The organism is Microbacterium sp. LKL04 (assembly GCF_900102005.1).
Lineage (GTDB): Bacteria > Actinomycetota > Actinomycetes > Actinomycetales > Microbacteriaceae > Microbacterium.
Genome location: NZ_LT627736.1, coordinates 1,512,587 through 1,538,874 on the forward strand (window position 1 = coordinate 1,512,587; position 26,288 = coordinate 1,538,874).

The window sequence follows — 26,288 nt, forward strand, 5'->3', positions numbered from 1 at the left end:
TCAGTGGTCGGCGTCGAACTCTTCGTTCTGCGTGCGCATCTGCTGGATGTGCGCCTTCGTCATCTGATCCTTCGGCGTGCCCTGCGTCAGCGACCACTCCGGGTTGCTCTCGGGCCCGCCGAGCACGCACTCCTGGTAGTACTGGCCGAACTCGTTCTCGGCGAGGATCGTGACATACCAGTGCGGCGAGACGGACCGCTCGTACACGGTCGGCTGGCCGATCTGCGTGTCACCCGCGCTCTGACCCGTGCGGTGCTCCTTGGCGCACAGCGTCCCGGCCTGGCCTGCGGTCATGCCCGCAGCATCCGGATCGCCATCCGGATCGGTGCCGTTCGGGGGTTCGACGGGACGCGTCGCGGGCGGACCGGCCGGCGGCGTCGTCGGCGAGACGCCCGGACTCGGGGTCCCCGGCGTCGGTGTACCGCTCGGCGTCGGGCTGGGAACCGTCGGGCTCGGCGACGACGCACTCGGCGACGGCGATGAGATCGTCGGCGTCGGGGACGGCTCGGGAGCGCACCCCGCCAGCATCAGCGCCGCGATCGCCAGCGCACCCGCCACCAGAGTCGTCTTGCGTGCCACGGTGTCCTCCGTCTCGTCGACAGGACAACCATCTCACCCGCGGCGGGCCGCCGACGACCGCACCGCCGATCACCCCACCCGCGCCGCCACGATCCCGCCGTCGATGCTGACCACCTGACCGTGCACGTACGCGGACTCGTCCGACGCGAGAAAGCGCACGGCGTGCGCGATGTCGATCGGCCGCCCCGGCTCCCCCGCCGGCGAGACCGCCGTCATCATCTTCAGGATCTCGAGCGCCGCCGCGTTGCCGGGGGTCAGGATCGCGCCCGGCGCGACGGCATTGACCCGCACGCCGCGGGGCCCGAACTCCGCCGCCCACGCCTGCGTCAGATGCTCGAGCGCCGCCTTCGTCGCCGGATACAAACCGACGTTGGGCGTGCCGATGTGCGCCATCCACGAGGTGATGTTCACGATGACGCCCGACCCCTGCGCGACCATCCCGGGAGCGAGCGCGCCCACCAGGTCGTGCGGCACGCGCACGTTCGTCGCGAGGAGTGCGGCCACGTCGTCGTCCGACAGATCCGGCGTCGGACCGATCGGGAAGATCCCCGCATTGTTCACGAGCACGTCGACACGGCCGCCCAACGCCTCGGTCGCCTGCGCCGCGAACGCCCGCGCGGCGGCGGGACTGTCGGCCAGGTCGCCCGTGACGACGGATGCCGCGCCCCCGCCGTCCGCGATGGCCGCGGCCACGGCTTCGGCACGACCGACGTCGCGACCGTGGACGACGACGTGCGCGCCCGACGCGGCGAGCACATGCGCGATCGCCTCGCCGATGCCGCTCGAGGATCCGGTGACGATGGCGGTGCGACCGGCGAGGCGCTGGTCGCGAGGAAGGGTGAGGAGGTTCGTGGTCATTCCTCCACCGTGACGGACCGGCGCCCGGCCAGGTTGCCTGATCCGGTCGGATGCTTGCCGGTTCCCGGTCACGGCGACCCTGCCCGAGCCGGGAGGCCCGGCATCCGCTTCAATGGGCACATGGACGAGCGGACCCGGACGAGCCTCGACCGCGCCGCGGACCGCGTGCGGCGGCACATCGACCGCGTCGCCGCGGCCGGGTCGCTCGGGCTGATTCTGGGTCGTACGACCCAGCCGAGCCCGACGATGTTCGTGCAGTACAAGCCGTGCGTCTCGGTCGTCCTCACGGGGCGCAAGGTCTCGGGCGACGACTCCGCGGCGGGTGAGGAATGGGGTCCCGAGCGCTTCCTCATCACGCCCGTCGACCTGCCCCTGTTCGCCCGTGTGACCGAGACCGGGCCGGCGGGCGACTTCGTCTCCGTCAACTGGCGGATCGACCCCGCCGTCGTCGCCGAGGTCGCCGGACAGTTACCGCTGCCCGCCGCGCCCGAAGCGCCAGAGCGGCTCGGCACCATGACGGCGGAGATCGCCGACGTTGTCGACCGGATGCTCGCGCTCCTCGACGCCCCCGCCGAAGCCGGCGTCCTCGCGCCGCTGCTGAACCGCGAGCTCATCGTCCGCCTCCTGCAGAGCGACCAGGCCGCGCGCGTGCTCGCCGCGGCGACCCACGCGAACGCCGACATCGTCACCGCGGCGATTACCACACTGACACGCCGGCTGGCCGAGCCGTGGACGCTCGACGCGATCGCGGCATCCGTCGGCGCCAGCCCGACCACGGTGAGCCGTCGCTTCCGCGAACTCACCGGCCTCACGCCCATGCGGTACCTGAAGCGGCTGCGCCTCGGCGAGGCACGACGCCTGCTGATCACCGACGGCGACACCGCCGCGCAGGCCGGCGCCGCCGTCGGGTATGTCAGCGCATCGCACTTCTCGCGCGACTACCGCTCCGCGTACGGACGCTCCCCGGCATCCGATGCGACCGACCTGCGGGAGCGGATGCGGGCGAGCTGACGCTCACGCGTCGGCGGGCGTCTGCCCCTTCTCGGTCGCGTTGAACCAGCCGAGCCAGCCGGCGTCGGTCCTCACGACCTCGTACGGTCCGCAGGCGAACACGGTCGCCGGCAGCGGCTCGCCGAGGCTGCCGTACCGGCTGTCGAAGGGCAGACCACGGCGGTCCATCTCGGCGCAGTCCTCGAGTTCTCCGCCCTCGACCGCGATGACGGCGTTGGTCTCGTTGGTCGTCGCGGTGTTCTTCACGGACGTCGCGCCTGCGGGGATCCACGCGGGCATCTCGACGCCGACCCAGCCCTTTGCGGCGGCGGCGCGATCGGCGAACTCTTCGGAGTGCACCTTCTCGAGAGTGTCCATCGGGTTGCAGGCGGCGAGCGCGAGCACGAGCAGAGGGGCGACGAGGCCGGCGGCCGCAGCGAGACGGAGACGAGTGTGGGTCATGACTCGAGTCAAGCCGCGCGGCCTCACGGGCGAATCGGCCCGCATGATGATCCGGGGTACGCCGCGGGGATGACGTCTGAACCTCCGTAAGCCGTGTGAGTGCGCGGCAATGGTGTGTCAGCGGTTGCGGCGGCATCCGATTCTCGGCATCGTTGCCCGCTCACGCCCGCAATCCACGGAAGGGAGCATCATGCTCACTCTCACCGAGAACGCCAGCACCGCCGTCAAGAGCCTCGCCACCCAGATCCCCACCGAGACCGGTGGACTCCGGATCGCCGAGGCCGCAGACCCGCAGAACGGGTACGCACTGTCCCTCGCTCCCGCTCCGGCCGACGGCGACACCATCGTCGAGAGCGACGGAGCCCGCGTGTTCGTCGCGCCGACGGCGAGCGTCGCGCTCGACGACCGCATCCTCGACGCCCGTCTCGAAGAGGACGGATCGGTCGGCTTCGCGCTCGCGCAGGCCGTCTGACACAGACGCTTCTCGAAAGTCTCGGACCCGAGTGGTCCGGGGCTTTCGTGCGTTCAGGGGCCTGATGCGCCCGGCATCCCGCGTCTCAGAACGAGGCGCCGATGCGCTTCTGCAGCTTTCGGAGGTTGGTCGATTCGGGGATGGTCCACTCGGCGGCGCCGCCGTCGAACTCGATGCGGACCACCTGAGCTCCCTGCTGAATGTCGTCGAGGTACGACATGCGAAGCGGCTGCGGCGCGATGGCGACGCCCGTGAGGGTCACGTCGTTGATGGCGATCGTGCGATGGTCGATCGCCACCTCCCCGCCCACGTCCTCCCGCGACGACAGACCCTCGATCTCGCCGCGTGTCAGCCGGATCCGGCTGTGCACGTGCCGCGGACCCCGCCGAGCATCGCCGACGGCCACGAGCGCGTCGCCGAGTACCTCGAAGATCTCAGCCAGCATGCGACGATCATGGCACGTCGCTCCGCGCGCGTCAGGCCATGCGCTCGACGCGCTGCTTAGCCTTCGCCGGCGCCCGCAGTGCCCGGACCGACGCCGCGATGCACGCACCCGACAGGAGCAGCACCGCAACGGCGCCTATCAGCATCAGCACCCCGAGGACGATGACCGGCATCGGGTTCGTGATGAACAGCACTCCGAGGATCGCGAAACCCGCCGCGACGACGAGGAACACGAGGCTCATGAAGATCGCGATGAACGCGCCCGAGCCCATCTGCTTGCGCTGGACCGCGTCGTTCCGCTGCGCCTGGTTCGTCATGATGTCCTCCGACCGGTGAAAGTCCTCTCACGGTAATCGCGCGCCTCGGCTTCTCCCCAGGGCTTGCGCAGCGCGGTCCACCTCGCAAGGGCGCCTGCCCCTGTCACAATGGAGCCGTGCGTCCGTCCCGAGTCTCCCGCGTCGCTCGCGGTGCACTCGCGGCATCCGTCGCCACCTGGGCGGCACTGTTGTCGCACGTCGCCGGCGGCGGTCAGGTCCCCGGCTGGCTCGGCATCGCCGTCCCCTTCGCCCTGTCGCTCTTCGTCTGCACGGCCCTAGCAGGGCGACGCCTGTCGCTCCCCCGCCTGGCGCTCGCGGTCACGGGCAGCCAGCTGCTGTTCCACACCCTCTTCGTGCTCGGCACGATCACCCCGTCGGCGACGCCGCACCAGCACGGGATGCCCCTGATGACGGATGCCGGGGGCACCGCCGCGGCGATCTGCGCCGATCCGCTCATGTGGGCCATGCACGGGCTCGCCGCCGTCCTCACGGTCGCGCTGCTGCACCGCGGCGAGCGCGCGGCGCAGCGCCTGATCGCCGTCGCGGCCGAGATCGCCCGGTGGGTGCGCCGCCGCATCCTCACCGCCGTCCTCGCTCCCGAGGCCGTCGACCGTCCGACTCCGGCACCCGCGTCCGCTGACGTCCCGGTGCTGCGATCGGTCGCCGTCCGTGTCGCGGCCGGCCGCGGTCCCCCGCGCGCACTCGCGATCTGACGCGCGCCGCCGGTCCGCTCTCGACGAGGGATGCCGCGGTGCGCCGCGCCGTGTCATCGGCGCGCCCTCTTGCCGCACCCTTCTTCTCGAAAGCAATCATGACCGCCACCCTGCCCACCCCACCCGCCACCGCCCGACCCGCCCGACGCCCGGGCTGGTTCGGCGCCTTCCTCGTACGCCTGCACTTCTACGCCGGCATCCTCGTCGGACCGTTCATCCTCGTCGCCGCGCTCAGCGGCGCCCTCTACGCCCTGTCACCGACGATCGAGCAGACCGTGTACGCGCGACAGCTGCACGCGCCGGTCACGGACACGCAGCTCAGCCTCGGCCAGCAGGTCGAGGTCGCCGAGGCGCACGTCGGCGACGCCGCCACGCTGTCGGCCGTCCGCCCCGCTCCCGAGCCCGGCGACACGACGCGCGTCATGTTCGCGCAGGACGGTCTCGGCGAGAGCGAGTCGCGCGCCGTGTTCGTTGATCCCGGCACCGGCGAGATCCGCGGCGACGAGACCGTCTACGGGACGAGCGGGTCGCTGCCGCTGCGCACCGCGATCAGCAACATCCACCGGAGTCTCGGGCTCGGCGACCCCGGCCGCCTGTACAGCGAGCTCGCGGCATCCTGGCTCGGCATCGTCGTCATCGCCGGCGTCGTCATGTGGGTCATCCGCATCCGCACGGCGCGGACGAAGAAGGACTTCATCCGGCCGGCCCGGAAGCACACCGGATATCGCCGCTTCTTCAGCTGGCACACGTCCGTCGGCATCTGGATCGCGCTCGGCGCGGTGTTCCTCTCGGCGACGGGCATCACCTGGTCGACCTACGGCGGACAGAACGTCACGAACCTGCGCGCCGCCCTCGACTGGACCACGCCCGCCGTCTCGACGAGCCTCGGCGGAGCCGCCGGCGGCGGGGACGAGCACGCGGGGCACGGTGCGGCATCCGCTGCTCTCACCGTCGACCCGAACACGTTCGACGACGTGCTCGCGGCGGCCCGGGAGGTCAACATCGACACCGACCTCGTGCAGATCACGCCGCCCGCCGCCGCCGATCAGGCGTGGAAGGTGCAGGAGATCGACCGCGGCTTCCCGGGCCACCTCGACGCCGTCGCGATCGACGGCGCGACGCTGCAGCCCGTCGACCGCGTCGACTTCGCCGACTTCTCGCTCCCGGCCAAGCTCGCATCATGGGGCGTCTCGATCCATATGGGAACGATGTTCGGCCTCGCGAACCAGATCGTGATGTTCCTGCTCGCCGTCGCGATCGGCGGGATGGTCGTTCTCGGCTACGTCATGTGGGTGAAGCGCCGTCCCACCAAGACCGCACGGGTCGGGATGCCGCCCCGCCGCGGCGTGCTCGACGGCGCCCCGTGGTGGGGCGTCACCGCCGTCGTCGTCGGCGGCGTGCTGATCGGCCTCGCGCTTCCGCTGGTGGGCTGGACCCTCGCCGCGTTCGTCGTGGTGGACGTGATCGTCGACGCGGTGCAGCGGCGGCGCGCCGCGACGCGTACGAGCGACGCGCCCGCCTGACCCACGGCGCGCACGCCTGAGCCGCCGCGCGCCGGCGGCCGCCGCACCCTCCTCCCGCGCCGAATCACCACCGGAGTGCCGAGTCACCGCTCAGCGGCACGCGATTCGGTGGTGATTCGGCACGTGGGTGGTGATTCGGCCGCAGCGCACGCGTCGCCGGCCGCGTCAGCCCTGACGGCCCTTGAACCGCGGGTTCAGCTTGTTGATGACGAACACGCGGCCGCGTCGGCGGACGACCTGTGCGCCGGGTTGCTTCTTCAGGGACTTCAGGGACGCTCGCACCTTCATGACACACTCCTAATTGAGAACGGTTATCATCAAGGCTACACATGCCGCGATGGAATGAGGTGTCGGATGACCGAGACGGACGTGGTCGCCGTGATGGGAGCATGCGGTCCGGAGCGGGCGCGTTACGCGGCCCAGTTGAGTCGCGCGACGTCGAGACCGCTCCTCGCGGCATCCCGACTCGCTCCGCAGGACCCGGCGTCGAGCGCTGCAGCGATCCTCCCGTGGCTCGACGTCGGGAGTGGTGTCGTCGCGGAGTTCCCGTCCGACGCCTCGATCCTCGACGTCATCGGGACACTCGCGGAGCGCGGGAGCGGGGCGCGCCTGCGCGGCGTCGTGTGCGTCGTCGATGCGCCGCATCTGCTCGACGACCTCCGACGCGAGACCTACGCGGGATCCGCCGAGGTCGACGAGAGCGGGATGCCGCGCACCCGCTACACGGCTCACGCGCTGCTCACGGTGCAACAGCTCGAGTACGCCTCGACGATCGTGCTCGTGAACTGGTCGGGACTGTCGACCCCGGACCTTTCGATCACGATGGCGCTGGTCAGCCACCTCGCCCCGTCGGCACGACTGCGCCTGCATCAGCCGGCCGTCGACCTGCTGCCCACCGCACCGATCCCGATCCGCTCCCACCAGGACGCGCCCGGCTGGGTGCAGCTGCTGAACGGAGAGTTCGCGCCGCACATGACCGACCCTCGGATCAGCGCACTGCGATACGAGAACGTGCGCCCGCTGCATCCCGGACGCCTGCAGGCCCTGCTCGATGAGCGGATCGAGAGCGGGGAGTTCGGCTCGGTCATCCGTTCGGCGGGCTTCTGCCGCTTCGCGACCCGCTCGAACATCGTCGCGCAATGGGACCACGTGGGGTCGATGATCGCCTTCTCGCCCGTCCAGGTGGACGACGGGATGCCGGAGGCCGAGGGGCTCCTGGCCGTCGGCGAGGACATCGCGATCATCGGGCTGGATCTGCACCACCGCGCACTGCGCGCTGCCCTGGACGAGACGGCGCTGACCGACGACGAACTGGCGGCAGGACCCTCGGCCTGGGCGGCCTTCGAGGATCCGTTCCCGATGTGGCAGGTCACCCGCAGCGGCGACTGATGCCAGGGCGGCGACGGCAGGTCACTGGAAGTCCCTCGACCGGTGCGTCACCCCCACCCGCAGGTCCTCGAACCCGTCGGCGACGAGGTTCGTCACGCCCTCGGGCGAGCGCTCGAGCATGCCGCGCGCGATCAGCGCAGGGCTGTCGCGCAGGATGCGGCGGCACCTGTTCCACACCCCGACCGAGCAGATCACGTTCATGACGCCGTGCTCGTCCTCGAGGTTGAGGAACGTGATCCCGGATGCCGTCGCCGGCCGCTGCCGGTGCGTCACCAACCCCGCGACCTCGATGCGCCGGCCGACCTCGTGCTCGCGCATGCCGCGCGAGGTGATCACCCCGCGCGCATCGAGCTGCGACCGGTAGTGCGTCAGCGGATGGTCGTCGGCCGACACCCCCGTCGCCCACAGGTCTGCGGCGAGCACGTCGTAGCTCGACTGGTCGGGGAACAGCGGCGGCTGCACCGACACCAGCGAGCCCGCGAGGAACTCCTGCCGGTCCTGCGCGGCATCCCCCGCCAACCAGATGCCCTCGCGCCGCGTGATCCCGAGGCTCTCGAACGCGCCCGCCGTCGACATCGCCTCGAGCTGCGCCGCCGTCGCGCCGGTGCGCCGCACGAGGTCGCGCAGGTCCCGGTACGGACCGGATGCCTCCCGCTCCGCCACGATCTTCGTCGCCAGCGGCACCCCGATGCCCGTGATCGACGCGAGCCCCAGCCGCACCGCGAAGTTCCCGTCGCGCCGGTGCGCCGCGGACTCGTCCGACAGCGTCCGGTCGAACTCCGGCACGGGCGGCTGGATGCGGTCGGCGCACGAGTCCCGGCCCGTCGGGGGTCGGCGGTGCGTCTCGCCCTCCGTCACCGGTTCCAGCCCGGCATCCACCCCCGACGCGTGCAAGTCGGGACGGCGCACCTCGACCCCGTGCCGTCGCGCGTCGGCGGTCAGGGTCGCGGGCGAGTAGAAGCCCATCGGCTGCGCGCGCAGCAGAGCGGCGAGGAACGCCGCCGGGTAGTGCAGCTTCAGCCACGACGACGCGTACACGAGCAGCCCGAACGACAGCGAGTGACTCTCGGCGAAGCCGAAGTTCGCGAACGCCTGGATCTTCACGTAGATGTCGTCGGCGGCCTTGCCGGTCAGGCCGTTGCGCGCCATCCCCTCGTACAGCTTCTTCTTCAGCGAGTCGATCCGCTCGATGCCCCGCTTCGACCCCATCGCGCGGCGCAGCAGGTCGGCATCCTCCCCCGACAGGTCGCCGATCGCCATGCCCATCTGCATGAGCTGCTCCTGGAACACCGGGATGCCGAGCGTCCGCTCCAACACCGGCTTCAGCTTCGGGTGCGCATACGTGATCGGCTCGTCGCCGAGCTTGCGTCGCACGAACGGGTGCACCGCGCCGCCCTGGATCGGCCCAGGCCGGATGAGGGCGATCTCGACCACGAGGTCGTAGAACTTCCGCGGCTGCAGGCGCGGGAGCAGTCCCATCTGCGCCCGGGACTCGACCTGGAACACCCCGATCGAATCGGCGCGGCACAGCATGTCGTAGACCGCGGCCTCTTCCTTCGGCATCGCATCAAGGCTCCACTGCTCCCCCGTCGCCGCCGCGATCATGTCGAAGCAGTACTGCAGGGCGGCGAGCATCCCGAGCCCCAGCAGATCGAACTTCACGAGCCCCATCCACGCGGCGTCGTCCTTGTCCCACTGGATGACGGTGCGGTTCTCCATGCGCGCGTGCTCGATCGGCACGACCTCGCCGACGGGGCGATCGGTCAGCACCATTCCGCCGGAGTGGATGCCGAGGTGTCGAGGCGCTTTCAGCAGCTCACCCGCGTACGCGATTACCCGATCCGGGATGTCGTGGTCGGGCGGGGTGTCGAGCGTCGCACCCCAGCGCTCGACCTGCTTCGACCAGGCGTCCTGCTGCCCCGGCGAGTGCCCGAGCGCCTTCGCCATGTCGCGGATCGCGTTCTTCGGCCGGTACTGGATGACGTTCGCGACCTGCGCCGCGCGCTCGCGCCCGTACGTCTCGTAGACCCACTGGATGATCTCCTCGCGCCGGTCCGAGTCGAAGTCGACGTCGATGTCGGGCTCTTCGTCGCGGAGGGCCGACAGGAACCGCTCGAACGGCAGGTCGTAGAAGATCGAGTCGATCGCCGTGATGTCGAGCAGGTAGCAGACGGCACTGTTCGCGGCGGATCCGCGCCCCTGACACAGGATGCCGCGGCGCCGCGCCTCTTGCACGATGCCGTGCACGATGAGGAAGTACCCCGGGAAGTCCTTCTGCTCGATGACGCCGAGTTCCTTCTCGATGCGCGCACGGTTCGCGTCGGTGGCATCCGGATACTTGCGGGGCACCGCCTCCCACACCAGGTGCCGCAGCCACGTCATCGGCGTGTGCCCCTCGGGCACCTGCATCTTCGGCAGGGCGGGCTTCGCGCGGCGAAGCGGGAACGCGAGCGCGTCGGCGAGCTCGACGGTGCGCTCGACCGCGCCCGGGTACCGCCGGAACCGCCGCGCCATCTCGGCGCCCGAGCGCAGGTGCGCGCTCGCGTGCGAGGGCAGCCACCCGTCGAGCTCGTCGAGCCCGCGGTTCGCCCGCACCGCCGCGACCGCCGCCGCGAGATGCACCTTCTCGGGCACGGCGTAGTGCACGTTGTTCGATGCGACGACCGGCAGCCCCCGCTCGGCGGCGAGCGCAGCCAGCACGTCGTTGTCGCGCGAGTCGGTCGGCGCCCCCTGGTCGACGAGCTCGACGTCGACCCGCTCGGGCCCGAACAGGTCGATGAGCCGGTCGAGCTCGTACGCCGCGGCGGCCGGGCCGTCGGCGGCGAGCGCCTGCCGGACGGCGCCCTTGCGGCATCCGGTCAGCACCTGCCAGTGCCCGCCGGCACGATCGGCGAGGTCGTGCAGGTCGTAGACCGGGCGCCCCTTCTCGCCGCCCGACAACTGCGCGTGCGTGATCGCGGCGGCGAGCCGGTGGTACCCCTCTTCGCCGCGAGCGAGCACGAGCAGGTGCCGCCCGTGCGGATCGGGCTCGCCGTTCTGCGGGCCGGGGAGCCCCAGCGACAGCTCGGCGCCGAAGACGGTCTGCAGCTGCAGGTGCTCGGCCGCCTCGGCGAACCGGACGATGCCGTAGAACCCGTCGTGGTCGGTGATCGCGAGGGCGTGCAGTCCCAGGCGCTCGGCCTCTTCGACGAGGTCCTCGGGCGAGGATGCCCCGTCGAGGAACGAGAACGACGAATGCGCGTGCAGTTCGGCGTACGGCACGGCGTCGACCGGTCGCTCGATCTCGGGCGTGCGGTACTTGCCGCGCTTGTGCGACCAGGCCGGACTGTCGCCGCCGTCGGCCCCCGCCGGCGCCCCCTCGGGTCGCCGCCGGTCGCTGAGGATCCTTTCCATCTCCGACCACGAGACCGACGGGTTGTTGCCCCACCCCATCAGTCGTACCTGCCCTCGGCATGCCAGACGCCCTCTTCGCACACGAGCAACCACGCGGTCTCGGCCTCGTCGACGACCTGGAACCGGTGCGCGCGGCGTGCGCGGGCGGCATCCCACCCCCGCTCCATGACGGGCCACGGCCCTGCCCACGTGGCGATGCGACGCGGATGCCGGGGCTTGCGCGCCCCCGACGCGTCCGGCGCTCCGGGGAGGATCAGCGCGACCGGCTCAGCCGTCAGCTCGCCGCGGCCGTCGACGGCGACCATGTCGTCGTCCCGGTCGATGACGGCGACCGGCACCGGCTCGGGGAACACGGTCGCCGGCAGCGGGTCGGGGAGGCTCCCCGGCCACGGCCGCGCCCGCTCGGCGATCACGGCACGATCGCCCCACGGCACGAGCACCTGCCGCTCCGCGAGCCAGCGCCCGCCGCCGACCTGCGGGGTGACGACGCCGGTGTGCCCGAGCATCGCCTGCACGCGCGAGAGCGCCGAGTGCACGCGCTCCTCCGGCCCCGAGCCGAACAGACCCGTCACGTGATGGGATGCCGCGTCCACCTTCTCGGGCGCGATCCGCACCTTCGCGACCGCGCTCCGGAGCCCGCGCTCGGCGAGCTGCCAGCGCACGCGGTCGACGACGGCGGCCGCGTCGAACGCGCCCGGATGCAGCCACACCCGCTCGCTGTGGTCGCCGCGGTCGCCCGTCAGCGCGACGCGCAGCTCGGTGCAGACGAGGTCGACGGCGCCGAGCCCCGAGATGAACTGCTCCGCCGCGAGTCGGATGCCGAACGCCACCTGGTCGGCGATCTCGAGCGGCGGCTCGAAGCTCACCTCGCGCTCGAGCTCGGGCGGCGGCGTGCGCGGTTGCACCGGCTGCGAGTCGAGCCCCGACGCGAGCGCGTGCAGCCGCGCGCCGCGGGGGCCGAGTCGTTCGACGAGTCGTGCGGGCGGCAGCGCGGCGAGCTGACCGAGGGTGTGGATGCCGAGACGCGCGAACAGGCTCGCGACCGCCTCGTCTTCGAGCGCCGTCACCGGCAGCGGCGAGAGGAACGCGGCCGCCGCACCCGGCGGCACGATCCGCATCGGGGCGTCCGTGCCGGTGGTGCGGGCAGCCTGCTCCGCCGTGAACGGACCGTCACCCACCCCCGCGCGCACGTCGTGCAGGCCGAGCTCGGCGAGCGCGCCGGTGAGCGCCGTCGCCGCGCCCGCCTCGCCGCCGTAGAACCGGGCCGGTCCCTTCACCCGCAGCGCGCACAGTCCCGGCTCGCGCAGCTGCACGCCGGGGGCGATCTCCTCGAGCCGGGCGATGAGCGGCGCGAACGTGCGATAGTCGCGCGCCTCGTCGGCGTCGACGACCTTCAGCTGCGGGCACCGCGCCTGCGCATCGCGGCGCCGCATCCCCCGCCGTACCCCGTCGGCGCGTGCGGCCGGCGAGGTCGCGGCGACCATCCCCTTCGCGAAGACGGCGATCGGCTGCTCGGCCTCGGCGAGTCCTTCGCGAGTGAGCGCGACGACCGGCCAGTCCGGTACCCACACGACGAGGCTCCGGACCGGCTCGGTGCCGGTGTCGACGAGCGCGGGATCCATCAGCTCACCGCCCGCATCGGCAGGTCGACCACGGGGGCGACAGGTTGCTCGCGCACCGCGATCGCCCCGTCGGGGGCGGGCAGCAGCATCCGGGACGACCGCGGCACCGGAAAGCGCCGGCTCGTGACCGTGACGGTCAGCTCTCGATCCGACAGCACGCCGTACCCGTCGCCGAGGCCCGACCAGCGGGCATCCGTCACATCGATCATCGCCTCGGTCTGCGGCCACGGCCCCTGCACGAGCAGCACGACGCCGCGCTCGCGCATGCGGGCCGCAAGCCGCGAGACCTCGGCATCCTTCGCCCGACTCGGCGGGCGCACCGCGACGACCGGCAACACGTCGGCGATCGTCGCGGTGACGGCGAGCCAGCGCGGACCCGGCTCGGGGATCAGCACGAGGTGCGACAGGTCGACGCCCGCCTTCTCGGCTGCTTCGGCGCCGAACCCCGGCATCCCCACCACCCCGCACCAGCTGCCGGTCTGCGACGGCTGCGCAAGCAGACCGAACAGCAGCGACATGGAGCCGCCGATCGCGTACGACGACCCGGGACGCAGTCCCCCGCCCGGCAGCAGCTCAGCCAGGGCAGGATGGGTGGGAAGAGGCGGCGCATCGAGCTTTCGCCCCTGGATCTGCGCCATCTGCGCACGCAGCCGCTGCACCTCTTGGGCAGTGGCGGTGTTGCGCACGATGGATCTCACCTCGACATGGTAGAAGCTTTGTTCGAGTGACTCAAGCGGTCGAGTTCGAAGATACGCACGGGTTCCGACATCGAGCCTGCGCCGGCGCCGAGACGCCGTCGCGCCTCATCAGATCCGTTCTCGAATTCGGAGATCAGCGTCGGATTCGGATCAGCAACCGCATTCCGATCCGAATCCGGCGACATCCTCCGAATCCGATGACACCCGAACCCGCAGAGCGGATGACGCCCCTCAGCCAGCCGCGCGCGCGAACGCCCCGGGCGCCACGCCGAACCGACGCCGGAACGCCCGCGCGAAGGTGCCCGGGTCGCGGAAGCCCGCGGCGTACCCGGCGGCGGCCACCGGCATCCCGTCGCGCAGCAGCACTTCCGCAGACGCCAGCCGGTGCTCGCGGATGAGCGCGGCGGGACTCTCCCCCGCCCGGCCCAGCACCGCCTGCACCGTCCGCACCGATACGTGCGCGTCGCGCGCGAGCACGTCGACGCCGAACTCCGGGTCGCGGTGGCGCGCCGCGACCTGCGCACGCAGAGCGGATGCCGCGGGCACACCCCTCGCGGCCGGCACACCCGGCTGCGCGGCGAACGACAGCAGCCGGTGCTCCGGCAGCGGCAGCTCGGCCACCCGCCAGGCGACGTCGACCGGCCGGCCCGCGCTCGTGATGAACACCTCGAACCCCTGCGGGTCGCCGCCGTGCGAGGAGGCGTGGACGATCGGGCACTCGTGCGCGGGGTACGCCGAGCCGTCCGCGCGATGCCCGTGCAGCGCTTCGTGACTCGGCCCGCCGACGAGCCCGCGGGCATCGGCGTAGCCGAGCAGGCGGCCCGCGGCGGCGTTCACGTGGGCGACGGCCCCACCGGGTCCGATCACCCACAGCGGCTGCGGCACGGCATCCACCACCGCGTGCATCCACTCCTCCACCGCCGCCATGCGCCCACGCTAGACACCCGGCTTTGCCCCGCCGCGTCGCGCGCGTTTCGACCGTGTCACGCGTGCGCGGAACGCCGGCATCCGTGCGCGTTCTTCCTGTCCCGCCACCCGCCGCGACTGGTCCGATGGGACGAACCCCGACGAGAGGACGCCCCCATGGCACTCCCCCAGATCATCAGCAAGCAGACCGCCGGCGCACTGATCGACGAGACGCGACGCACGAGCGGCCTCTCGTGGGACGCCGTCAGCGAGCTCATCGGCCGTCCGCCGGTGTGGACCGCCGCCGCCGTCCTCGGCATGCACGCGCTGTCCGACGTCGAAGCGGAACGCCTCGGCGATGCCCTGGGTCTCGACGAGGAGATCGTCCACGCCCTCACGCGTCAGCCGAACCGTGCGGCCGAGGCCGACCTGTCGAGCGACCCCACGATCTACCGCTTCCACGAGCTCGTGCAGGTCTACGGCCCCGCGCTCAAAGCGCTCATCCACGACCGGTTCGGCGACGGCATCATGAGCGCCATCAACTGCAGCATCTCGCTCGACCGCGTCCCGCACCCCGACGGCGACCGCGTCGTCATCACGATCGACGGCAAGTTCCTGCCGTACGCGTGGGTCGAATCCGGCAGCTGATCAGCCGGTCACCCGGCGCACCGCGTCGGCGGCCGTCCCGACCGGCGGCGCCTCGATGTCGAGGGCACGGTGGATCGTCAGGCCCTCGATGAGGGCGTCCAGGATGCGGGCGGTCGCCGCGTCGAAGTGCGCCTCGAGCGCTGCTCGACTCCGGGCCATCCACGCGTTCGTCAGCGACCGGTAGCCGGGATCGTGCGCGGCGAGCGTGTAGAGCTCGTGCGTCAGGACGAGTTCACCGCGGTCGGCCAGTACGTCGAACTCGATGAGCTCGACGACGGCCGTCACCGCGGCATCCCTCGTCTGCGCCTCGGCCATGCGGGCGACGAACCGGTCGCTGACGGTCTCGCTGAAGCGGGTGAACGCCTCGCGCAGCAGAGCGTCCATCGTCGCGAAGTGATAGGTCACCGACCCGAGCGGCACGTCGGCCGCCGCGGCGATGCGTCTCGCGGACGCTCCCGCGACCCCGGATTCCGCGATCACCTCGAGGCACGCGTCGACGATGCGGTCGCGGCGCTCGGGATCCGTCCGGCGCGGCCGGGGATCAGCCGCGGTCGTCATCGCCGATCTCACGGATCACGCGGGCGGGGTTGCCGACCGCGACGACGTTCGCCGGGATGTCGCGCGTCACGACCGATCCCGCCCCGATCACGGAGTTGTCGCCGATCGTCACGCCCGGGCACACGATGACGCCGCCGCCGAGCCACACGTTGTCACCGAGCGTGATCGGCTTCGCCGCCTCGAGCTTGTCGCGTCGCGGCTGCGGGGCGATCGGGTGCGTCGGAGTGAGCAGCTGCACGTTCGGGCCGAGCTGACAGTCCTCCCCGATCACGATCGGGGCGACGTCGAGCGCGGTCAGGTTGTAGTTGATGAAGGTCCGCGCACCGACGTGGATGTTCTCGCCGTAGTCGACGAACAGCGGCGGCTTGATCTCGACGTCCGGCCCGAGGGTGCCGACGAGGTCGCTCAGGATGCCACGGGCCCCCTCCTCTCCGGCGACGACCGCGCGGTGATAGGCGTCGCTGAGCACCACGGCCTTTCTCGCGATGCGGGCGCTCTCGGGGTCATCGGCGATGTACAGCTCGCCCGCCAGCATCCGTTCGCGGTTCGTGCGCGCATCTCCGGCGAAGTAGTCGGTAGACATGTGCCCTCCATTCCTTGCGTACGATCGTACACAAGGAGTGTACGATCGTACGCATGCCCACCGTCGTCCCGCCCGAGGTCCACCGCGCTCGCCTCGCGGTCTCCGCCCTGTTCCTCACGAACGGCGCCCTCTTCGCGAACATCGTCCCTCGGCTGCCGGAGATCAAAGAGACGCTCGGCGTCGACACCGCCGTCTACGGTCTGCTGCTCGCGGCGTGGCCGCTCGGCTCGTTCATCCTCGGGCTCCTCGCGGCGCCCCTGATGCGCCGGTTCGGCTCCGCCCCCGTCGCCGCCGTCGGCACCGTCCTCATCGCGATCGCCCTGCTGTCTGCGGGCTTCGCGCCCACCGCGATCCTGTTCGCGATCCCGATGTTCCTCGGCGGCGCGCTCGACGCCATCGTCGACGTCGGACAGAACACCCATGGCCTCGAGGTGCAGCGCAGATTCGGCCGCTCCATCATCAACTCCCTCCACGCGATCTGGTCCGTCGGCGCCGTCCTCGGCGGCGCGATGGCGGCCGGCGCCATCGCGCTGGGCGTCCCCGTGCCCGTGCACCTCGCGATCGCCGGCGTGCTGTTCTCGGCATCCGCCCTCATCGCGTGGCGATTCTGCCTGCCGCGCACCGGCGAGCGGTCGCTCGACGACACCGCCGGCGCGGCGCCCGTCGTCCCCGCGGTGCGACCCGGCATCCGCACGGTCGCGCTGCTCGCGGCGCTCGTCGTCATCGCGATCGCAGGCGCCATGGTCGAGGACCTCGGCAGCTCGTGGTCGACGCTGTACCTCTCGGACTCCCTCGGCGCGATCGGTGCGATCGCCGCGACGGGCTACATCGCCCTCATCGGCGCGCAGTTCGTCGGACGGATCCTCGGCGATCGCTTCACCGACCGCTTCGGCGCTGTGGCCGTCGCGCGGGCAGGCGGCATCCTGATCGCGCTCGGCCTCGGTCTCGCGCTCGCCTTCCCGACCATCCCCGGCACGATCATCGGGCTCGCGGCCGCCGGCTTCGGGTCGGCGACGATCGTGCCCGCGGCGATGCACGCCGCGGACGAGATGCCGGGCCTGCGTTCAGGGTCGGGACTCACGTTCGTCGCCTGGCTCATGCGCCTCGGCTTCCTCTTCGCGCCGCCCGCCGTCGGCCTGCTCGCCGAGCAGACCGACCTGCGGACCGCGCTGATCGTCTACCCGATCGCGGGCGCGTTCATCCTGCTGCTCGCGTTCACCCTGCGCCCGCGCCGCGTGGCGCACGAGGGTGCAGCAGCCTGACGTCGCGAGGGGCGGCCCGCACCGCTACGCCGCGAGCGCCAGGTACGGCTCCCATGCGGGGTCCGCGCGCTCAGCGCCGCGCACACGCCAGCCGGCGCCGCGGGGCGGTTGCGGCATCCATCGCAGCTCCCAGTGCATCTCCTGCGGCGTGCGGTCACCCTTCAGGTTGTTGCAGCGCAGGCACGCGGCGACGAGGTTCTCCCACGAATCAGCGCCTCCGCGCGACCGCGGAAGCACGTGATCGATCGTCGTCGCACCCTTGCCGCAGTACGCGCACCGATTCCCGTCGCGGCGGAGCACCCCCCGGCGGGTGACCGGGACCCGGCGCGACGCGGGGATCCGCACGTACCGGGTCAGCACGATGACTGCCGGCCGGTCGTACACGTCGCGAGTGCCCCAGACGGGGTCTTCCTCGACACGCTCGATGATGGTCGCCTTCTCCGTCATGACGAGCACCAGGGCTCGCTTGAAGGAGATGACGGCCAGGGGTTCGTAGCCTGCATTCAGCACCAGAGTGCGCATAGGGTGTCCTCTCGAACGGCCGAGACGGCTTCAGCGGCCTTCCGTGTCGTCGACGCGGTGCGGGTCGAGAGGGGTGCGGGTACGAAAAAAGGCGCCGTCATGAAGACAGCGCCTTTTTCGCACGACCGACGTCGTGGCAATCGTGCACACGATGCCGCAGCACATGCCGACCTAGCGCATTCCGGTTGCGAATGCGGGGTTGGATGTCCATACGGCTCCCCTCGGCTCGAACGAGCGTCGGGGTCAGGGTATTACACCCCGGGATGCCTCAGGGCGAACAACAGCAGAACAGAAGCTGTGTGTCGTCAGCCGGCGTTGGCCTGCAGCCACGACTCCGCGTTGGTGTATCCGTTGTTGATGCGGATCTCCAGGTGGAGGTGGGTGCCGAACGCGCGTCCGGTGTCGCCGACCTGGCCGATCAGCTGGCCGGCGGAGACCGTGTCGCCCACCTGGACGCGGCGCGTGCCCCAGTCCATGTGCGCATACAGCGAGGTGACCCGCACGCCGCCGATGTTGTGGGCGATCTTTACGTACACGCCCCAGCCCGGTCCGGATTCGGACGAGGCGACGACGGTGCCGTCCGCGACGGAGTAGATCGGCTCACCGCGGCCGACCATGTAGTCGGTTCCCTTGTGGCCGGCGTACGGGGTGCCGAAGTTGTCGAAGCGCGCGAGCGGACGGCGGACCGTGCCCGAGCCGGGCGAGACGAGCGGCACGGAGTTCGAGAAGCTCGAGGACGTCGACGCATTCGAGGACGAGGAGGACGAGGAGGCAGACGCGAGGCGGGCTGCGAGAGCGGCTTTCGCCGCCTTCTCAGCGGCTTCCTTCGCCTTGGCCTTCTGGATCTCCTCGGGCGTCGTGGCGGAGTAACCGCCGCGCTCGAGGGTCTCGGGGCTCCCCTCCGAGGCGACGACGAGCGACTGCGCGTCGTCCGCGGAGGCCTGCTGCAGGGTCTGAGCCTCGGCGACGTCGCCGCGGTCGGCCGCAGCGAAGGCGGGGATGGCCACGGTGGCGACCATGCCGGCAACGGCGGCGACGGTCACGAAACTGCGGACGGGGTGAGGGCGGGATGCCGTCGAACGGGTGGCGGGCGCCTTCGCGGCGAACCGTCTGCTCAGACGACCTTTTCGGGTGGCCGTCGATGCCTCAGAAATCTCGTTCGACGGGTGGAACTCTTCAGCCAAGCTGTCCTCCAGCGCCTCCGCATCCGGGGGGTCTGGATGCTGGCTCGTCGGCACTCCATGTCGGGCACGGATGTAGGGGGCACTTCGCGAATGACGAGCCGGAAAGGCAACTCGCGGAGCGGTCCGAGGCGGGCTTCTCGCCGGTGGACCATCCGAGGCTACCGGAAGGTAACGAATAAGTCACGCTCTCGCCCTTGCGGAAGGGCGATGGGACGACCCGTCAGATCTCGCGGGCGTCCACGACGAAGATGTGCGAAGCGACCTCGACGGGCAGCTCGAGCGCCTCGTCGACGTCGTCCATCTCGACCAGGACGTAACCCTCGTTGAACCGGAACGACCCGGTGCGACCCGGCACGACGCCGGCGTCTCGCAACTGCGTGAGGAGTTCCGGATCGACCTGCATGGGCTCCGCGAGCCGACGGATGCTGCCCGTCACGGGGCCGCCGGCGTCGTTGAGCCGACGCACGAGACCGACGACTCCGTTGTCGAACGCGTTGGCGGGGACATCGCCCAGCTGATCGAGCCCGGGGATCGGATTGCCGTACGGCGATTCGGTCGGGTGGTCGAGCAGCTCGATGAGACGACGCTCGACGAGCTCGCTCATGACGTGCTCCCAGCGACACGCCTCTTCGTGCACGTACGCCCAGTCGAGGCCGATGACATCCGACAGCAGGCGCTCGGCGAGGCGGTGCTTGCGCATGACGTCGACCGCCTTCTGGCGTCCCGGGTCGGTGAGCTCGAGCGTGCGGTCCTCCGACACGACGACGAGGCCGTCGCGCTCCATGCGCCCGATGGTCTGCGACACCGTCGGCCCGGAGTGCCCGAGACGCTCCGAGATGCGGGCGCGCAGGGGCGTGATGCCCTCTTCCTCGAGCTCGAGGATGGTGCGCAGATACATCTCGGTGGTGTCGATGAGGTCGGTCATCAAAGCCCTTTTCGCGCGGGAGACAATGCTTCCCCAGCCTATCCGGCATCCGGTCGCGGGGCGTCATGCGACCGGAACCGCCGAGGCCCGCGCCCTAGACTTCTCGGCATGGCGACTGTGACCCTCCCCCGCGAGTTCCTGCCCGTCGACGGACGCTTCGGATGCGGCCCGTCCAAGGTCCGTGCCGAGCAGCTCGAAGCGCTCGTCACCCAGGGGGCGTCGCTGTTCGGCACCTCCCACCGCCAGGCACCGATCAAGGACCTCGTCGCCCGCACCCGTACGGGGCTCGCCGAGCTGTTCCGCCTTCCTGAGGGATACGAGATCATCCTCGGCAACGGCGGTTCGACCGCCTTCTGGGATGCCGCGGCCTTCGGCCTCATCGAGAAGCGCGCGCAGAACCTCGTGTTCGGCGAGTTCGGCGGCAAGTTCGCCGCGGCCGCCGCCGCACCCTGGCTCGAGGCGCCCGACGTGCGCCGCGCCGAGCCCGGCACGAGCGCGACGCCCGAGGCCGTCGAGGGCGTCGACGTCTACGCCTGGGCGCACAACGAGACCTCCACGGGTGTCGCGACCGCGATCACGCGCGTCCACGGCGACGCCGGCGCCCTCACCGTGATCGACGCCACGAGCGCCGCCGGCGGCATCGACATCGACATCGCCGAGGCTGACGTCTACTACTTCGCGCCGCAGAAGAACCTCGGCTCCGACGGCGGCCTCTGGTACGCCGCGGTGTCGCCGGCCGCCATCGAGCGCATCGAGCGGGTCGCGGCATCCGGCAGGTACATCCCCGAGTTCCTGAGCCTGAAGAACGCACTCGACAACTCGCGCCTGCAGCAGACCCTCAACACGCCTGCGATCGCGACACTGCAGCTGCTCGACACGCAACTGCAGTGGATCAACGGCAACGGCGGGCTCGCGTGGGCCGGTGCCCGGACGGCGGAGTCCTCGGGCGCTCTGTACGAGTGGGCGGATGCCGCGTCCTTCGCGACCCCGTTCGTCGCCGACCCGGCCGACCGCTCCCCCGTCGTCGTCACGATCGACTTCGATGACTCGGTCGATGCCGCCGCCGTAGCCAAGAGCCTGCGCGCGAACGGCATCGTCGACACCGAGCCGTACCGCAAGCTCGGCCGCAACCAGCTGCGCGTCGCGACCTTCGTCTCGATCGAGCCCGACGACGTGCGTCAGCTCATCAAGGCCATCGACTACACGGTCGAGCACCTCGCCGACTGAGCCCACACGACGAACGCGGCCCCGAGGAATGATCCCCGGGGCCGCGTTCGTGTGAGAGCGGATGCCGCGCGTCAGTACTCGCGCAGCGACTCGCCGTCATCGTCGGACTCATCGTCCGCGTCGACGTCGTCATCGTCGTCGGACTCTTCGTCGTCCGACTCATCGTCGTCCGCAGTCTCATCGAGCTCGTCGATGTCGACGCCGTCCACGTCGCCGGCATGCAGGATCGGCGATCCGTCGCTGTCGAAGTCGCTCGCGTCGAGGTCCTCGGCGTCGTCCTCATCCGCGTCGTCGTCATCGTCCGCGTCGTCGTCATCGTCCGCGTCGTCGTCGTCCGCGTCGTCGTCGGATTCGTCCTCCTCGGCGGCCGCCTGAGCGGCCTGATACTCGGCGAGCCGTTCAGCCCACGGCAGCCATTCGGGTGCGAGCAGCGCGCCGTCGCCGGGCAGGAGTTCCACTTCGAGCACGGTGGGCTCGGATCCGTCGACGACCGCGACGCTGACGGTCCAGAACCAGCCCGGATACCCCGCCATCCGGTTCGAGAAGCGGAGCGAGACGACGCCCCCGTCTTCGATGAGATACCCGGCGGCTTCGCCGACCGTCGCCTCGGGAGTCACCTCGAGGAGTGCGGCGCGCGCCAGGTCGTACGCCTCGAACAGCCGCGGGTCGGTCGGAGCGGACTCCGCTTCCGCCGGCTCGGACGATTCGCCGGTGACGTCGGTCTCGACACCCTCGGCAGTTTCGGCGACCTCGGCGGTCTCGGCCACCTCAGCGGCGTCGTCGGCCTCGGCGGCATCCGTCGGCGCTGCAGATGCGGCGGCCTCGACGGGCTCCGCAGACTCGATGTCCTCCGGGGACTCAGGCATCGAGGTCATCAGCGACCTTGCGGAGCACAGCGGCGACCTTCTTGCCGTGCGCGCCGCTCGGGTACCGGCCGTGGCGGAGGTCCCCGCCGATGCCGTCGAGCAGTTTGACGAGGTCCTCGATGATGACCGCCATGTCGTCGGCGGGCTTGCGGTTGCGCTTGCTGAGGCTGACGGGAGCGTCGAGCACCCGAACGGCGAGCGCCTGCAGCCCACGGCGGCCGTCGGCGACGCCGAACTCCAGGCGCGTGCCGGGCTTCATCGTGGTGGTCCCGGCGGGGAGCGCGGTGGCGTGCAGGAAGACGTCCTGACCGTCGTCGCCGGTGATGAAGCCGAATCCCTTCGCCTCGTCGTAGAACCTGACCTTGCCGGTGGGCATGTGTCGAACCTCGCTGCTCGGCCCGCGTGCGGGCATGGGAAAGTGGGACCGTCTCAGCCCCGACCACCAGACTACGACACCGCGGCGAGCCGCTACTCTGATCGGATGAGCACTCCGCCCCCGGCCGGCGACCTTCCCTTTCGACGCATCGACCGCATCCTGGCGTTCATGTCCTTGGGTCTTCTGGTGCTCTCGGTCGTCTGCTTCTTCGCGATCATCATCGCCTCCGGCCCCGTCGGGCTGAAGCAGGAGGACTTCGCGACCGGCGCCTGGCCCGTGGTGAGCCTCATCGTCTACGTCGCACCGCCAGTGGCCTTCGCACTGCTGCTCGCGTTGCTGATCATGACGTTCGCGCGAAGGGGACGGGCCAACAAGGGCCGTTGACGTGACCGCCTCCGACGCTCGTGCCCTCGCGACCCGGCTCGCGACACTCGATCCGGATGCCCTGGCCGCTCTGCTCGATGCACGACACGTCGCTCCCCACACGTCCTGGACGGACTTCTTCGACGCCGCCGACGGACTGCTCGACCCTGCCCAGCTGCACCGCGCCCTCGCCCAGGTCTCGGACGTCGAGGCGGCCGCGCTGCGCGACGCCCTCGAGACCGGGACGCCGGTGGACGCGACGCTGCGCGACGCCCTCGCCGCACGCGCACTGACGGACGAAGACGGAACCCCCTACGACGCGGTGGCCGCAGCCCTCTCATCAGCGGCGACCGTCGACGCCGCACCGGCGATCACGGGAACGGATGAATCGGATGCCGCGAGCGCCGAGCGAGCGTTCGACGCCGCCGCCTCGCTCGCCGACATCCTCCACTCCGCCACGCGCACTCCGCTCGCGCGGATCGGCTCCGGCGCCCTCAGCGCCGGCGACCGCCGTCGCCTCGTCGATGCCGGTGCAGCCGCGAGCCCCGACGACGCCGACATCCTCGTCGGGATCGCCGAAGAGGCGGGACTCCTCGCGGGCTCGGAACGCAGCTGGACGGTCACCGACGCCGGGGCGACGTGGCTCGGCAGCCGCACGGTCGAGCGCTGGCTCGAGGTCGCCGGGCACCTGCGCGACCGGCTGCCCTCCGCCCTGCGCTCCGCCGCCGGAGGGTGGCGTCCGCTGGCGGAGTGGCCAGGGGCGTACCCCTTCGACCCTGCCTGGCCGGACCGGGTCCGGCGCCTGGTCGCGATGCTCGTGCACTGGGCCGTGCTCGCCCCCGACGGGACGCCGCCCACGTGGGCGGCGGGACTCGCAGATGGGACGCACGCCGACGCCGACGCGCTCCGCACACTGCTCCCCCACGAGGTCGACAAGGTGTACCTCCAGAACGACCTGACGGCCATCGCGCCCGGCCCGCTCGAGCCCCGCCTCGATCTGCGCCTGCGCACCTCCGCGCGCCGCGAGTCCCGAGCACAGGCGGCGACCTACCGGTTCACCGCCGAGACGATCGGCGCCGCCTTCGCCGCCGGCGAGACCGCGGCATCCCTCACCGCGTTCCTCACCGAACTGTCCCTCACCGGCGTCCCGCAGCCACTCGCCTACGAGATCGAGCGCGCCGCGACCCGCCACGGCACCCTGCGCGTCGGCCCCGACCGGCAGGGTTACACGCGGCTGTCGGGTCAACGCGACCTGCTCGAGGCGATCAACGTCGACCAGGCTCTGCGACCCCTCGGACTCGTCGCCGACGGGGACGACCTCGTGACCCGCACGAGCGTCGACACCACGTTCTGGATGCTCGCCGACGCCCGCTACCCGGTTCTCGCGGTGGATGCCGATGGCACGCCTCGCTCGCCCGGCCGCCACGCCGTCGCCGAGAGCACGACACCCGAGACCTCGGCATCCGAACGCTACCGTCCGCTGATCGAGACGCTGCGGGCCAGTCTGTCCGACGACGCGGATGCCGCCTGGCTCGAACGCGAGCTCGAGCAGGCGGTCCGCACCCGCGCGACGATCGACATCACGATCCGGATGCCCGACGGCTCCACCCGCGACGTGACCCTCGAGGCCGCCGGACTCGGCGGCGGACGCCTGCGCGGGCGCGACCGCGCGGCCGACGTCGAACGGACCCTGCCGTTGTCGAGCATCGTGAGCGTCCGGCCGGTGTAGGCGCCGGGGCCGGTAGACTCGTCCGTTATGGCTAACGGCCCCCTCATCGTCCAGAGCGACCGCACGGTACTGCTCGAAGTGGCTCACCCCGACGCGGAGAACGCGCGACACGAACTCGCGATCTTCGCCGAACTCGAGCGCGCGCCCGAACACATCCACACCTACCGGATCACCCGGCTCGGGCTGTGGAATGCGCGTGCCGCGGGGCATGACGCGGAGGACATGCTCGCCACCCTCGAGCGGTGGGCGAAGTTCCCGGTTCCGCCGTCCGTCTCGATCGACATCCGTGAGACCGTCGGCCGCTACGGACGCCTCGTCATCGAACGCGACGACGAGGGGACGCTGATCCTCCGCTCCACCGACAAGCCGGTGCTCGCCGAGATCGCCCGGAACCGCCGGATCCAGCCGCTGCTCATCGCGCACCCGACGCCGGAGACGTACGTCATCGACGCGTGGGCGAGAGGCCAGATCAAGCAGGAGCTGCTGAAGATCGGCTGGCCCGCCGAGGACCACGCCGGCTTCACGCCCGGCACCCCGCACGAGATCGAGCTGCACGAGGACGGCTGGACGCTGCGCCCGTATCAGCGGAAGGCCGTCGACATCTTCAGCGAGGGCGGCTCCGGCGTCGTGGTCCTCCCCTGCGGCGCGGGCAAGACGCTCGTCGGCGCAGCCGCGATGGCCGACACGAAGACGACGACCCTCATCCTCGTGACCAATACCGTCAGCGCCCGACAGTGGCGCGACGAGTTGCTCAAGCGCACCTCGCTCACTCCCGAGGAGATCGGCGAGTACTCCGGTCAGTCCAAGGAGGTCAAGCCCGTCACGATCGCGACGTACCAGATCCTCACGGCGAAGCGGAAAGGCGAGTACGCGCACCTTGCGCTCCTCGACGCGCTCGACTGGGGCCTCATCGTGTACGACGAGGTGCATCTGCTCCCCGCGCCGGTCTTCAAGCTCACGGCCGACCTGCAGGCGCGGCGTCGCCTCGGCCTCACCGCGACGCTCGTCCGAGAGGACGGCCGCGAGGGTGACGTCTTCAGCCTCATCGGACCCAAGCGCTTCGACGCCCCGTGGAAGGAGATCGAGGCTCAGGGCTTCATCTCCCCCGCCGTCTGCTACGAGGTGCGCATCGACCTGCCGGCATCCGACCGGCTCGAGTACGCGGCGTCGGCCGACGACGAGCGCTACCGCCTCGCGGCGACCGCGCACGCGAAGATTGACGTCGTCCGCGACCTCGTCGCGAAGCACGAGGGCGAGCAGATCCTCGTGATCGGCCAGTACCTCGACCAGATCGACATCCTCTCGGAGGAGCTCGGCGCACCGAAGATCACCGGCTCCACCCCTGTGGACGAGCGCGAGGAGCTGTTCGACGCCTTCCGGCACGCCCGCATCCCGGTGCTCGTCGTGTCGAAGGTCGCGAACTTCTCGATCGACCTGCCCGACGCCTCCGTCGCCATCCAGGTCTCGGGCTCGTTCGGCTCCCGACAGGAAGAGGCGCAGCGACTCGGTCGCCTCCTGCGTCCGAAGTCGAACGGTCACAAGGCGAGCTTCTACACGCTCATCGCCCGCGACACGGTCGACCAGGACTTCGCGCAGAACCGCCAGCGGTTCCTCGCCGAGCAGGGGTACAGCTACACGATCCTCGACGCCGACAACCTGCTGGCGGCCTGACCGCCCGG

General features: G+C 71.2%; 29 protein-coding genes. 12 read left to right on the forward strand and 17 right to left on the reverse strand.

All coding sequences use genetic code 11. The annotated features are described in order from the left end of the window. Positions 1 to 294 (reverse strand): hypothetical protein, encoded by a 294-nt coding sequence (locus tag BLP38_RS07445; RefSeq protein ID WP_020096881.1) that lies wholly within the window; start codon positions 292 to 294, stop codon positions 1 to 3. Between BLP38_RS07445 and BLP38_RS07450 the strand changes: the two genes are divergently transcribed. Then, on the forward strand, positions 293 to 697 hold the full coding sequence (locus BLP38_RS07450; RefSeq protein WP_155900278.1) for a hypothetical protein: 405 nt from the start codon (positions 293 to 295) through the stop codon (positions 695 to 697). The two genes, BLP38_RS07445 and BLP38_RS07450, sit on opposite strands and share 2 nt — an antisense overlap. Here BLP38_RS07450 and BLP38_RS07455 read toward each other — a convergent pair. Further along, on the reverse strand, positions 649 to 1,437 hold the full coding sequence (locus BLP38_RS07455) for an SDR family NAD(P)-dependent oxidoreductase (RefSeq protein ID WP_020096879.1): 789 nt from the start codon (positions 1,435 to 1,437) through the stop codon (positions 649 to 651). The genes BLP38_RS07450 and BLP38_RS07455 overlap by 49 nt on opposite strands. A 120-nt stretch (positions 1,438 to 1,557) precedes the next feature. On the opposite strand from BLP38_RS07455, the gene BLP38_RS07460 reads away from it, so the two are divergent. Then, positions 1,558 to 2,448, forward strand: coding sequence for an AraC family transcriptional regulator (locus BLP38_RS07460; protein ID WP_091355314.1), 891 nt, complete (start codon positions 1,558 to 1,560; stop codon positions 2,446 to 2,448). 3 nt (positions 2,449 to 2,451) lie between these two features. Here BLP38_RS07460 and BLP38_RS07465 read toward each other — a convergent pair whose 3' ends face one another. After that, on the reverse strand, positions 2,452 to 2,889 hold the full coding sequence (locus BLP38_RS07465; protein ID WP_091355317.1) for a hypothetical protein: 438 nt from the start codon (positions 2,887 to 2,889) through the stop codon (positions 2,452 to 2,454). 190 nt (positions 2,890 to 3,079) lie between these two features. Between BLP38_RS07465 and BLP38_RS07470 the strand changes: the two genes are divergently transcribed. After that, positions 3,080 to 3,361 (forward strand): Fe-S cluster assembly protein HesB, encoded by a 282-nt coding sequence (locus tag BLP38_RS07470; RefSeq protein ID WP_091355320.1) that lies wholly within the window; start codon positions 3,080 to 3,082, stop codon positions 3,359 to 3,361. 85 nt (positions 3,362 to 3,446) lie between these two features. Here BLP38_RS07470 and BLP38_RS07475 read toward each other — a convergent pair whose 3' ends face one another. Further along, positions 3,447 to 3,806 carry a hypothetical protein gene (locus BLP38_RS07475; RefSeq protein ID WP_091355323.1) on the reverse strand — a complete coding sequence of 120 codons (360 nt, stop codon included), beginning with the start codon at positions 3,804 to 3,806 and terminating at the stop codon, positions 3,447 to 3,449. A gap of 31 nt (positions 3,807 to 3,837) precedes the next feature. Further along, positions 3,838 to 4,122, reverse strand: a complete 285-nt coding sequence (locus tag BLP38_RS07480) for a hypothetical protein (RefSeq protein WP_091355326.1) — start codon at positions 4,120 to 4,122, stop codon at positions 3,838 to 3,840. Between the two features lie 116 nt (positions 4,123 to 4,238). On the opposite strand from BLP38_RS07480, the gene BLP38_RS07485 reads away from it, so the two are divergent. Together BLP38_RS07485 and BLP38_RS07490 are read left to right on the forward strand one after the other, a co-directional pair. Next, positions 4,239 to 4,835, forward strand: coding sequence for a hypothetical protein (locus tag BLP38_RS07485; protein ID WP_091355330.1), 597 nt, complete (start codon positions 4,239 to 4,241; stop codon positions 4,833 to 4,835). A 98-nt stretch (positions 4,836 to 4,933) separates the two neighbouring features. Further along, complete coding sequence (locus tag BLP38_RS07490) at positions 4,934 to 6,358, forward strand: PepSY-associated TM helix domain-containing protein (protein ID WP_231916459.1); 1,425 nt, start codon at positions 4,934 to 4,936, stop codon at positions 6,356 to 6,358. A gap of 165 nt (positions 6,359 to 6,523) precedes the next feature. Here the strand turns inward: BLP38_RS07490 and ykgO are convergent, their stop codons facing one another. Next, complete coding sequence (gene ykgO / locus BLP38_RS07495; RefSeq protein WP_018188560.1) at positions 6,524 to 6,646, reverse strand: type B 50S ribosomal protein L36; 123 nt, start codon at positions 6,644 to 6,646, stop codon at positions 6,524 to 6,526. Between the two features lie 66 nt (positions 6,647 to 6,712). On the opposite strand from ykgO, the gene BLP38_RS07500 reads away from it, so the two are divergent. Next, positions 6,713 to 7,747, forward strand: coding sequence for a GTP-binding protein (locus BLP38_RS07500; RefSeq protein WP_091355337.1), 1,035 nt, complete (start codon positions 6,713 to 6,715; stop codon positions 7,745 to 7,747). A gap of 21 nt (positions 7,748 to 7,768) precedes the next feature. On the opposite strand, the gene BLP38_RS07505 is transcribed toward BLP38_RS07500, so the two are convergent. From BLP38_RS07505 to BLP38_RS07520, 4 genes are all read right to left on the reverse strand, one after another. Continuing rightward, positions 7,769 to 11,179: an error-prone DNA polymerase gene (locus BLP38_RS07505; protein ID WP_091355340.1), complete on the reverse strand. Its 3,411-nt coding sequence runs from the start codon at positions 11,177 to 11,179 to the stop codon at positions 7,769 to 7,771. Then, positions 11,179 to 12,762 (reverse strand): DNA polymerase Y family protein, encoded by a 1,584-nt coding sequence (locus BLP38_RS07510; RefSeq protein WP_091355343.1) that lies wholly within the window; start codon positions 12,760 to 12,762, stop codon positions 11,179 to 11,181. Before BLP38_RS07510 ends, BLP38_RS07505 begins: the two co-directional genes overlap by 1 nt. Then, the gene (locus tag BLP38_RS07515) at positions 12,762 to 13,448 is read right to left on the reverse strand and encodes a hypothetical protein (RefSeq protein ID WP_091355347.1); all 687 of its coding nucleotides are present in this window, start codon (positions 13,446 to 13,448) and stop codon (positions 12,762 to 12,764) included. Before BLP38_RS07515 ends, BLP38_RS07510 begins: the two co-directional genes overlap by 1 nt. A gap of 243 nt (positions 13,449 to 13,691) precedes the next feature. Continuing rightward, the gene (locus tag BLP38_RS07520; protein ID WP_091355351.1) at positions 13,692 to 14,387 is read right to left on the reverse strand and encodes a helix-turn-helix transcriptional regulator; all 696 of its coding nucleotides are present in this window, start codon (positions 14,385 to 14,387) and stop codon (positions 13,692 to 13,694) included. A gap of 156 nt (positions 14,388 to 14,543) precedes the next feature. Here BLP38_RS07520 and cynS point away from each other — a divergent pair, with 156 nt between their 5' ends. Further along, positions 14,544 to 15,014: a cyanase gene (cynS, locus tag BLP38_RS07525; protein WP_091355354.1), complete on the forward strand. Its 471-nt coding sequence runs from the start codon at positions 14,544 to 14,546 to the stop codon at positions 15,012 to 15,014. Here the strand turns inward: cynS and BLP38_RS07530 are convergent, their stop codons facing one another. Continuing rightward, complete coding sequence (locus BLP38_RS07530; RefSeq protein ID WP_091355358.1) at positions 15,015 to 15,572, reverse strand: TetR/AcrR family transcriptional regulator; 558 nt, start codon at positions 15,570 to 15,572, stop codon at positions 15,015 to 15,017. Continuing rightward, positions 15,556 to 16,155, reverse strand: coding sequence for a sugar O-acetyltransferase (locus tag BLP38_RS07535; RefSeq protein ID WP_091355364.1), 600 nt, complete (start codon positions 16,153 to 16,155; stop codon positions 15,556 to 15,558). The genes BLP38_RS07530 and BLP38_RS07535 overlap by 17 nt, the downstream gene beginning before the upstream one ends. 53 nt (positions 16,156 to 16,208) lie before the next feature. Between BLP38_RS07535 and BLP38_RS07540 the strand changes: the two genes are divergently transcribed. After that, a complete protein-coding gene (locus BLP38_RS07540; RefSeq protein WP_091355368.1) occupies positions 16,209 to 17,417 on the forward strand; it encodes an MFS transporter in 1,209 nt (402 codons plus the stop codon). 24 nt (positions 17,418 to 17,441) lie between these two features. On the opposite strand, the gene BLP38_RS07545 is transcribed toward BLP38_RS07540, so the two are convergent. The 3 genes from BLP38_RS07545 to BLP38_RS07555 all read right to left on the reverse strand — a co-directional run bounded on the left by BLP38_RS07545 (position 17,442) and on the right by BLP38_RS07555 (position 20,048). Further along, positions 17,442 to 17,939, reverse strand: a complete 498-nt coding sequence (locus BLP38_RS07545) for an HNH endonuclease (RefSeq protein ID WP_065570032.1) — start codon at positions 17,937 to 17,939, stop codon at positions 17,442 to 17,444. Positions 17,940 to 18,244: 305 nt separating this feature from the next. Continuing rightward, on the reverse strand, positions 18,245 to 18,982 hold the full coding sequence (locus tag BLP38_RS07550) for a M23 family metallopeptidase (protein ID WP_307461923.1): 738 nt from the start codon (positions 18,980 to 18,982) through the stop codon (positions 18,245 to 18,247). A 361-nt stretch (positions 18,983 to 19,343) separates the two neighbouring features. Next, a complete protein-coding gene (locus BLP38_RS07555) occupies positions 19,344 to 20,048 on the reverse strand; it encodes a metal-dependent transcriptional regulator (protein ID WP_091355375.1) in 705 nt (234 codons plus the stop codon). Between the two features lie 108 nt (positions 20,049 to 20,156). Here BLP38_RS07555 and serC point away from each other — a divergent pair, with 108 nt between their 5' ends. Continuing rightward, positions 20,157 to 21,275, forward strand: coding sequence for a phosphoserine transaminase (gene serC / locus BLP38_RS07560; protein WP_091355379.1), 1,119 nt, complete (start codon positions 20,157 to 20,159; stop codon positions 21,273 to 21,275). A gap of 71 nt (positions 21,276 to 21,346) precedes the next feature. Here the strand turns inward: serC and BLP38_RS07565 are convergent, their stop codons facing one another. Together BLP38_RS07565 and BLP38_RS07570 are read right to left on the reverse strand one after the other, a co-directional pair. Next, positions 21,347 to 22,141: a DUF3027 domain-containing protein gene (locus BLP38_RS07565; RefSeq protein WP_331710073.1), complete on the reverse strand. Its 795-nt coding sequence runs from the start codon at positions 22,139 to 22,141 to the stop codon at positions 21,347 to 21,349. Next, a complete protein-coding gene (locus tag BLP38_RS07570) occupies positions 22,134 to 22,517 on the reverse strand; it encodes a cold-shock protein (protein WP_065570028.1) in 384 nt (127 codons plus the stop codon). Before BLP38_RS07570 ends, BLP38_RS07565 begins: the two co-directional genes overlap by 8 nt. A 105-nt stretch (positions 22,518 to 22,622) precedes the next feature. Here BLP38_RS07570 and BLP38_RS07575 point away from each other — a divergent pair, with 105 nt between their 5' ends. Genes BLP38_RS07575 through BLP38_RS07585 form a run of 3 tightly spaced genes read left to right on the forward strand, consistent with a single transcriptional unit; the run spans position 22,623 to position 26,280 of the window. Then, positions 22,623 to 22,901, forward strand: a complete 279-nt coding sequence (locus tag BLP38_RS07575) for a multidrug ABC transporter ATPase (protein ID WP_091355383.1) — start codon at positions 22,623 to 22,625, stop codon at positions 22,899 to 22,901. Between the two features lies 1 nt (position 22,902). After that, on the forward strand, positions 22,903 to 24,609 hold the full coding sequence (locus BLP38_RS07580; protein ID WP_091355386.1) for a helicase-associated domain-containing protein: 1,707 nt from the start codon (positions 22,903 to 22,905) through the stop codon (positions 24,607 to 24,609). 27 nt (positions 24,610 to 24,636) lie between these two features. Continuing rightward, the gene (locus tag BLP38_RS07585) at positions 24,637 to 26,280 is read left to right on the forward strand and encodes a DNA repair helicase XPB (RefSeq protein WP_091355389.1); all 1,644 of its coding nucleotides are present in this window, start codon (positions 24,637 to 24,639) and stop codon (positions 26,278 to 26,280) included. Positions 26,281 to 26,288 lie beyond the last annotated feature (8 nt).

Coding starts and splice junctions, on each gene's coding strand:
- BLP38_RS07530 (WP_091355358.1), bottom strand. CDS start 15,572: ATGACGACCGCGGCTGATCCCCGGCCGCGCCGGACGGATCCCGAGCGC.
- serC (WP_091355379.1), top strand. CDS start 20,157: ATGGCGACTGTGACCCTCCCCCGCGAGTTCCTGCCCGTCGACGGACGC.
- BLP38_RS07455 (WP_020096879.1), bottom strand. CDS start 1,437: ATGACCACGAACCTCCTCACCCTTCCTCGCGACCAGCGCCTCGCCGGT.
- BLP38_RS07475 (WP_091355323.1), bottom strand. CDS start 3,806: ATGCTGGCTGAGATCTTCGAGGTACTCGGCGACGCGCTCGTGGCCGTC.
- BLP38_RS07545 (WP_065570032.1), bottom strand. CDS start 17,939: ATGCGCACTCTGGTGCTGAATGCAGGCTACGAACCCCTGGCCGTCATC.
- BLP38_RS07470 (WP_091355320.1), top strand. CDS start 3,080: ATGCTCACTCTCACCGAGAACGCCAGCACCGCCGTCAAGAGCCTCGCC.
- BLP38_RS07490 (WP_231916459.1), top strand. CDS start 4,934: ATGACCGCCACCCTGCCCACCCCACCCGCCACCGCCCGACCCGCCCGA.
- BLP38_RS07505 (WP_091355340.1), bottom strand. CDS start 11,179: ATGGGGTGGGGCAACAACCCGTCGGTCTCGTGGTCGGAGATGGAAAGG.
- BLP38_RS07510 (WP_091355343.1), bottom strand. CDS start 12,762: ATGGATCCCGCGCTCGTCGACACCGGCACCGAGCCGGTCCGGAGCCTC.
- BLP38_RS07450 (WP_155900278.1), top strand. CDS start 293: ATGCCCGCAGCATCCGGATCGCCATCCGGATCGGTGCCGTTCGGGGGT.
- BLP38_RS07540 (WP_091355368.1), top strand. CDS start 16,209: ATGCCCACCGTCGTCCCGCCCGAGGTCCACCGCGCTCGCCTCGCGGTC.
- BLP38_RS07460 (WP_091355314.1), top strand. CDS start 1,558: ATGGACGAGCGGACCCGGACGAGCCTCGACCGCGCCGCGGACCGCGTG.
- BLP38_RS07575 (WP_091355383.1), top strand. CDS start 22,623: ATGAGCACTCCGCCCCCGGCCGGCGACCTTCCCTTTCGACGCATCGAC.
- ykgO (WP_018188560.1), bottom strand. CDS start 6,646: ATGAAGGTGCGAGCGTCCCTGAAGTCCCTGAAGAAGCAACCCGGCGCA.
- cynS (WP_091355354.1), top strand. CDS start 14,544: ATGGCACTCCCCCAGATCATCAGCAAGCAGACCGCCGGCGCACTGATC.
- BLP38_RS07585 (WP_091355389.1), top strand. CDS start 24,637: ATGGCTAACGGCCCCCTCATCGTCCAGAGCGACCGCACGGTACTGCTC.
- BLP38_RS07555 (WP_091355375.1), bottom strand. CDS start 20,048: ATGACCGACCTCATCGACACCACCGAGATGTATCTGCGCACCATCCTC.
- BLP38_RS07465 (WP_091355317.1), bottom strand. CDS start 2,889: ATGACCCACACTCGTCTCCGTCTCGCTGCGGCCGCCGGCCTCGTCGCC.
- BLP38_RS07535 (WP_091355364.1), bottom strand. CDS start 16,155: ATGTCTACCGACTACTTCGCCGGAGATGCGCGCACGAACCGCGAACGG.
- BLP38_RS07445 (WP_020096881.1), bottom strand. CDS start 294: ATGACCGCAGGCCAGGCCGGGACGCTGTGCGCCAAGGAGCACCGCACG.
- BLP38_RS07500 (WP_091355337.1), top strand. CDS start 6,713: ATGACCGAGACGGACGTGGTCGCCGTGATGGGAGCATGCGGTCCGGAG.
- BLP38_RS07520 (WP_091355351.1), bottom strand. CDS start 14,387: ATGGCGGCGGTGGAGGAGTGGATGCACGCGGTGGTGGATGCCGTGCCG.
- BLP38_RS07480 (WP_091355326.1), bottom strand. CDS start 4,122: ATGACGAACCAGGCGCAGCGGAACGACGCGGTCCAGCGCAAGCAGATG.
- BLP38_RS07570 (WP_065570028.1), bottom strand. CDS start 22,517: ATGCCCACCGGCAAGGTCAGGTTCTACGACGAGGCGAAGGGATTCGGC.
- BLP38_RS07565 (WP_331710073.1), bottom strand. CDS start 22,141: ATGCCTGAGTCCCCGGAGGACATCGAGTCTGCGGAGCCCGTCGAGGCC.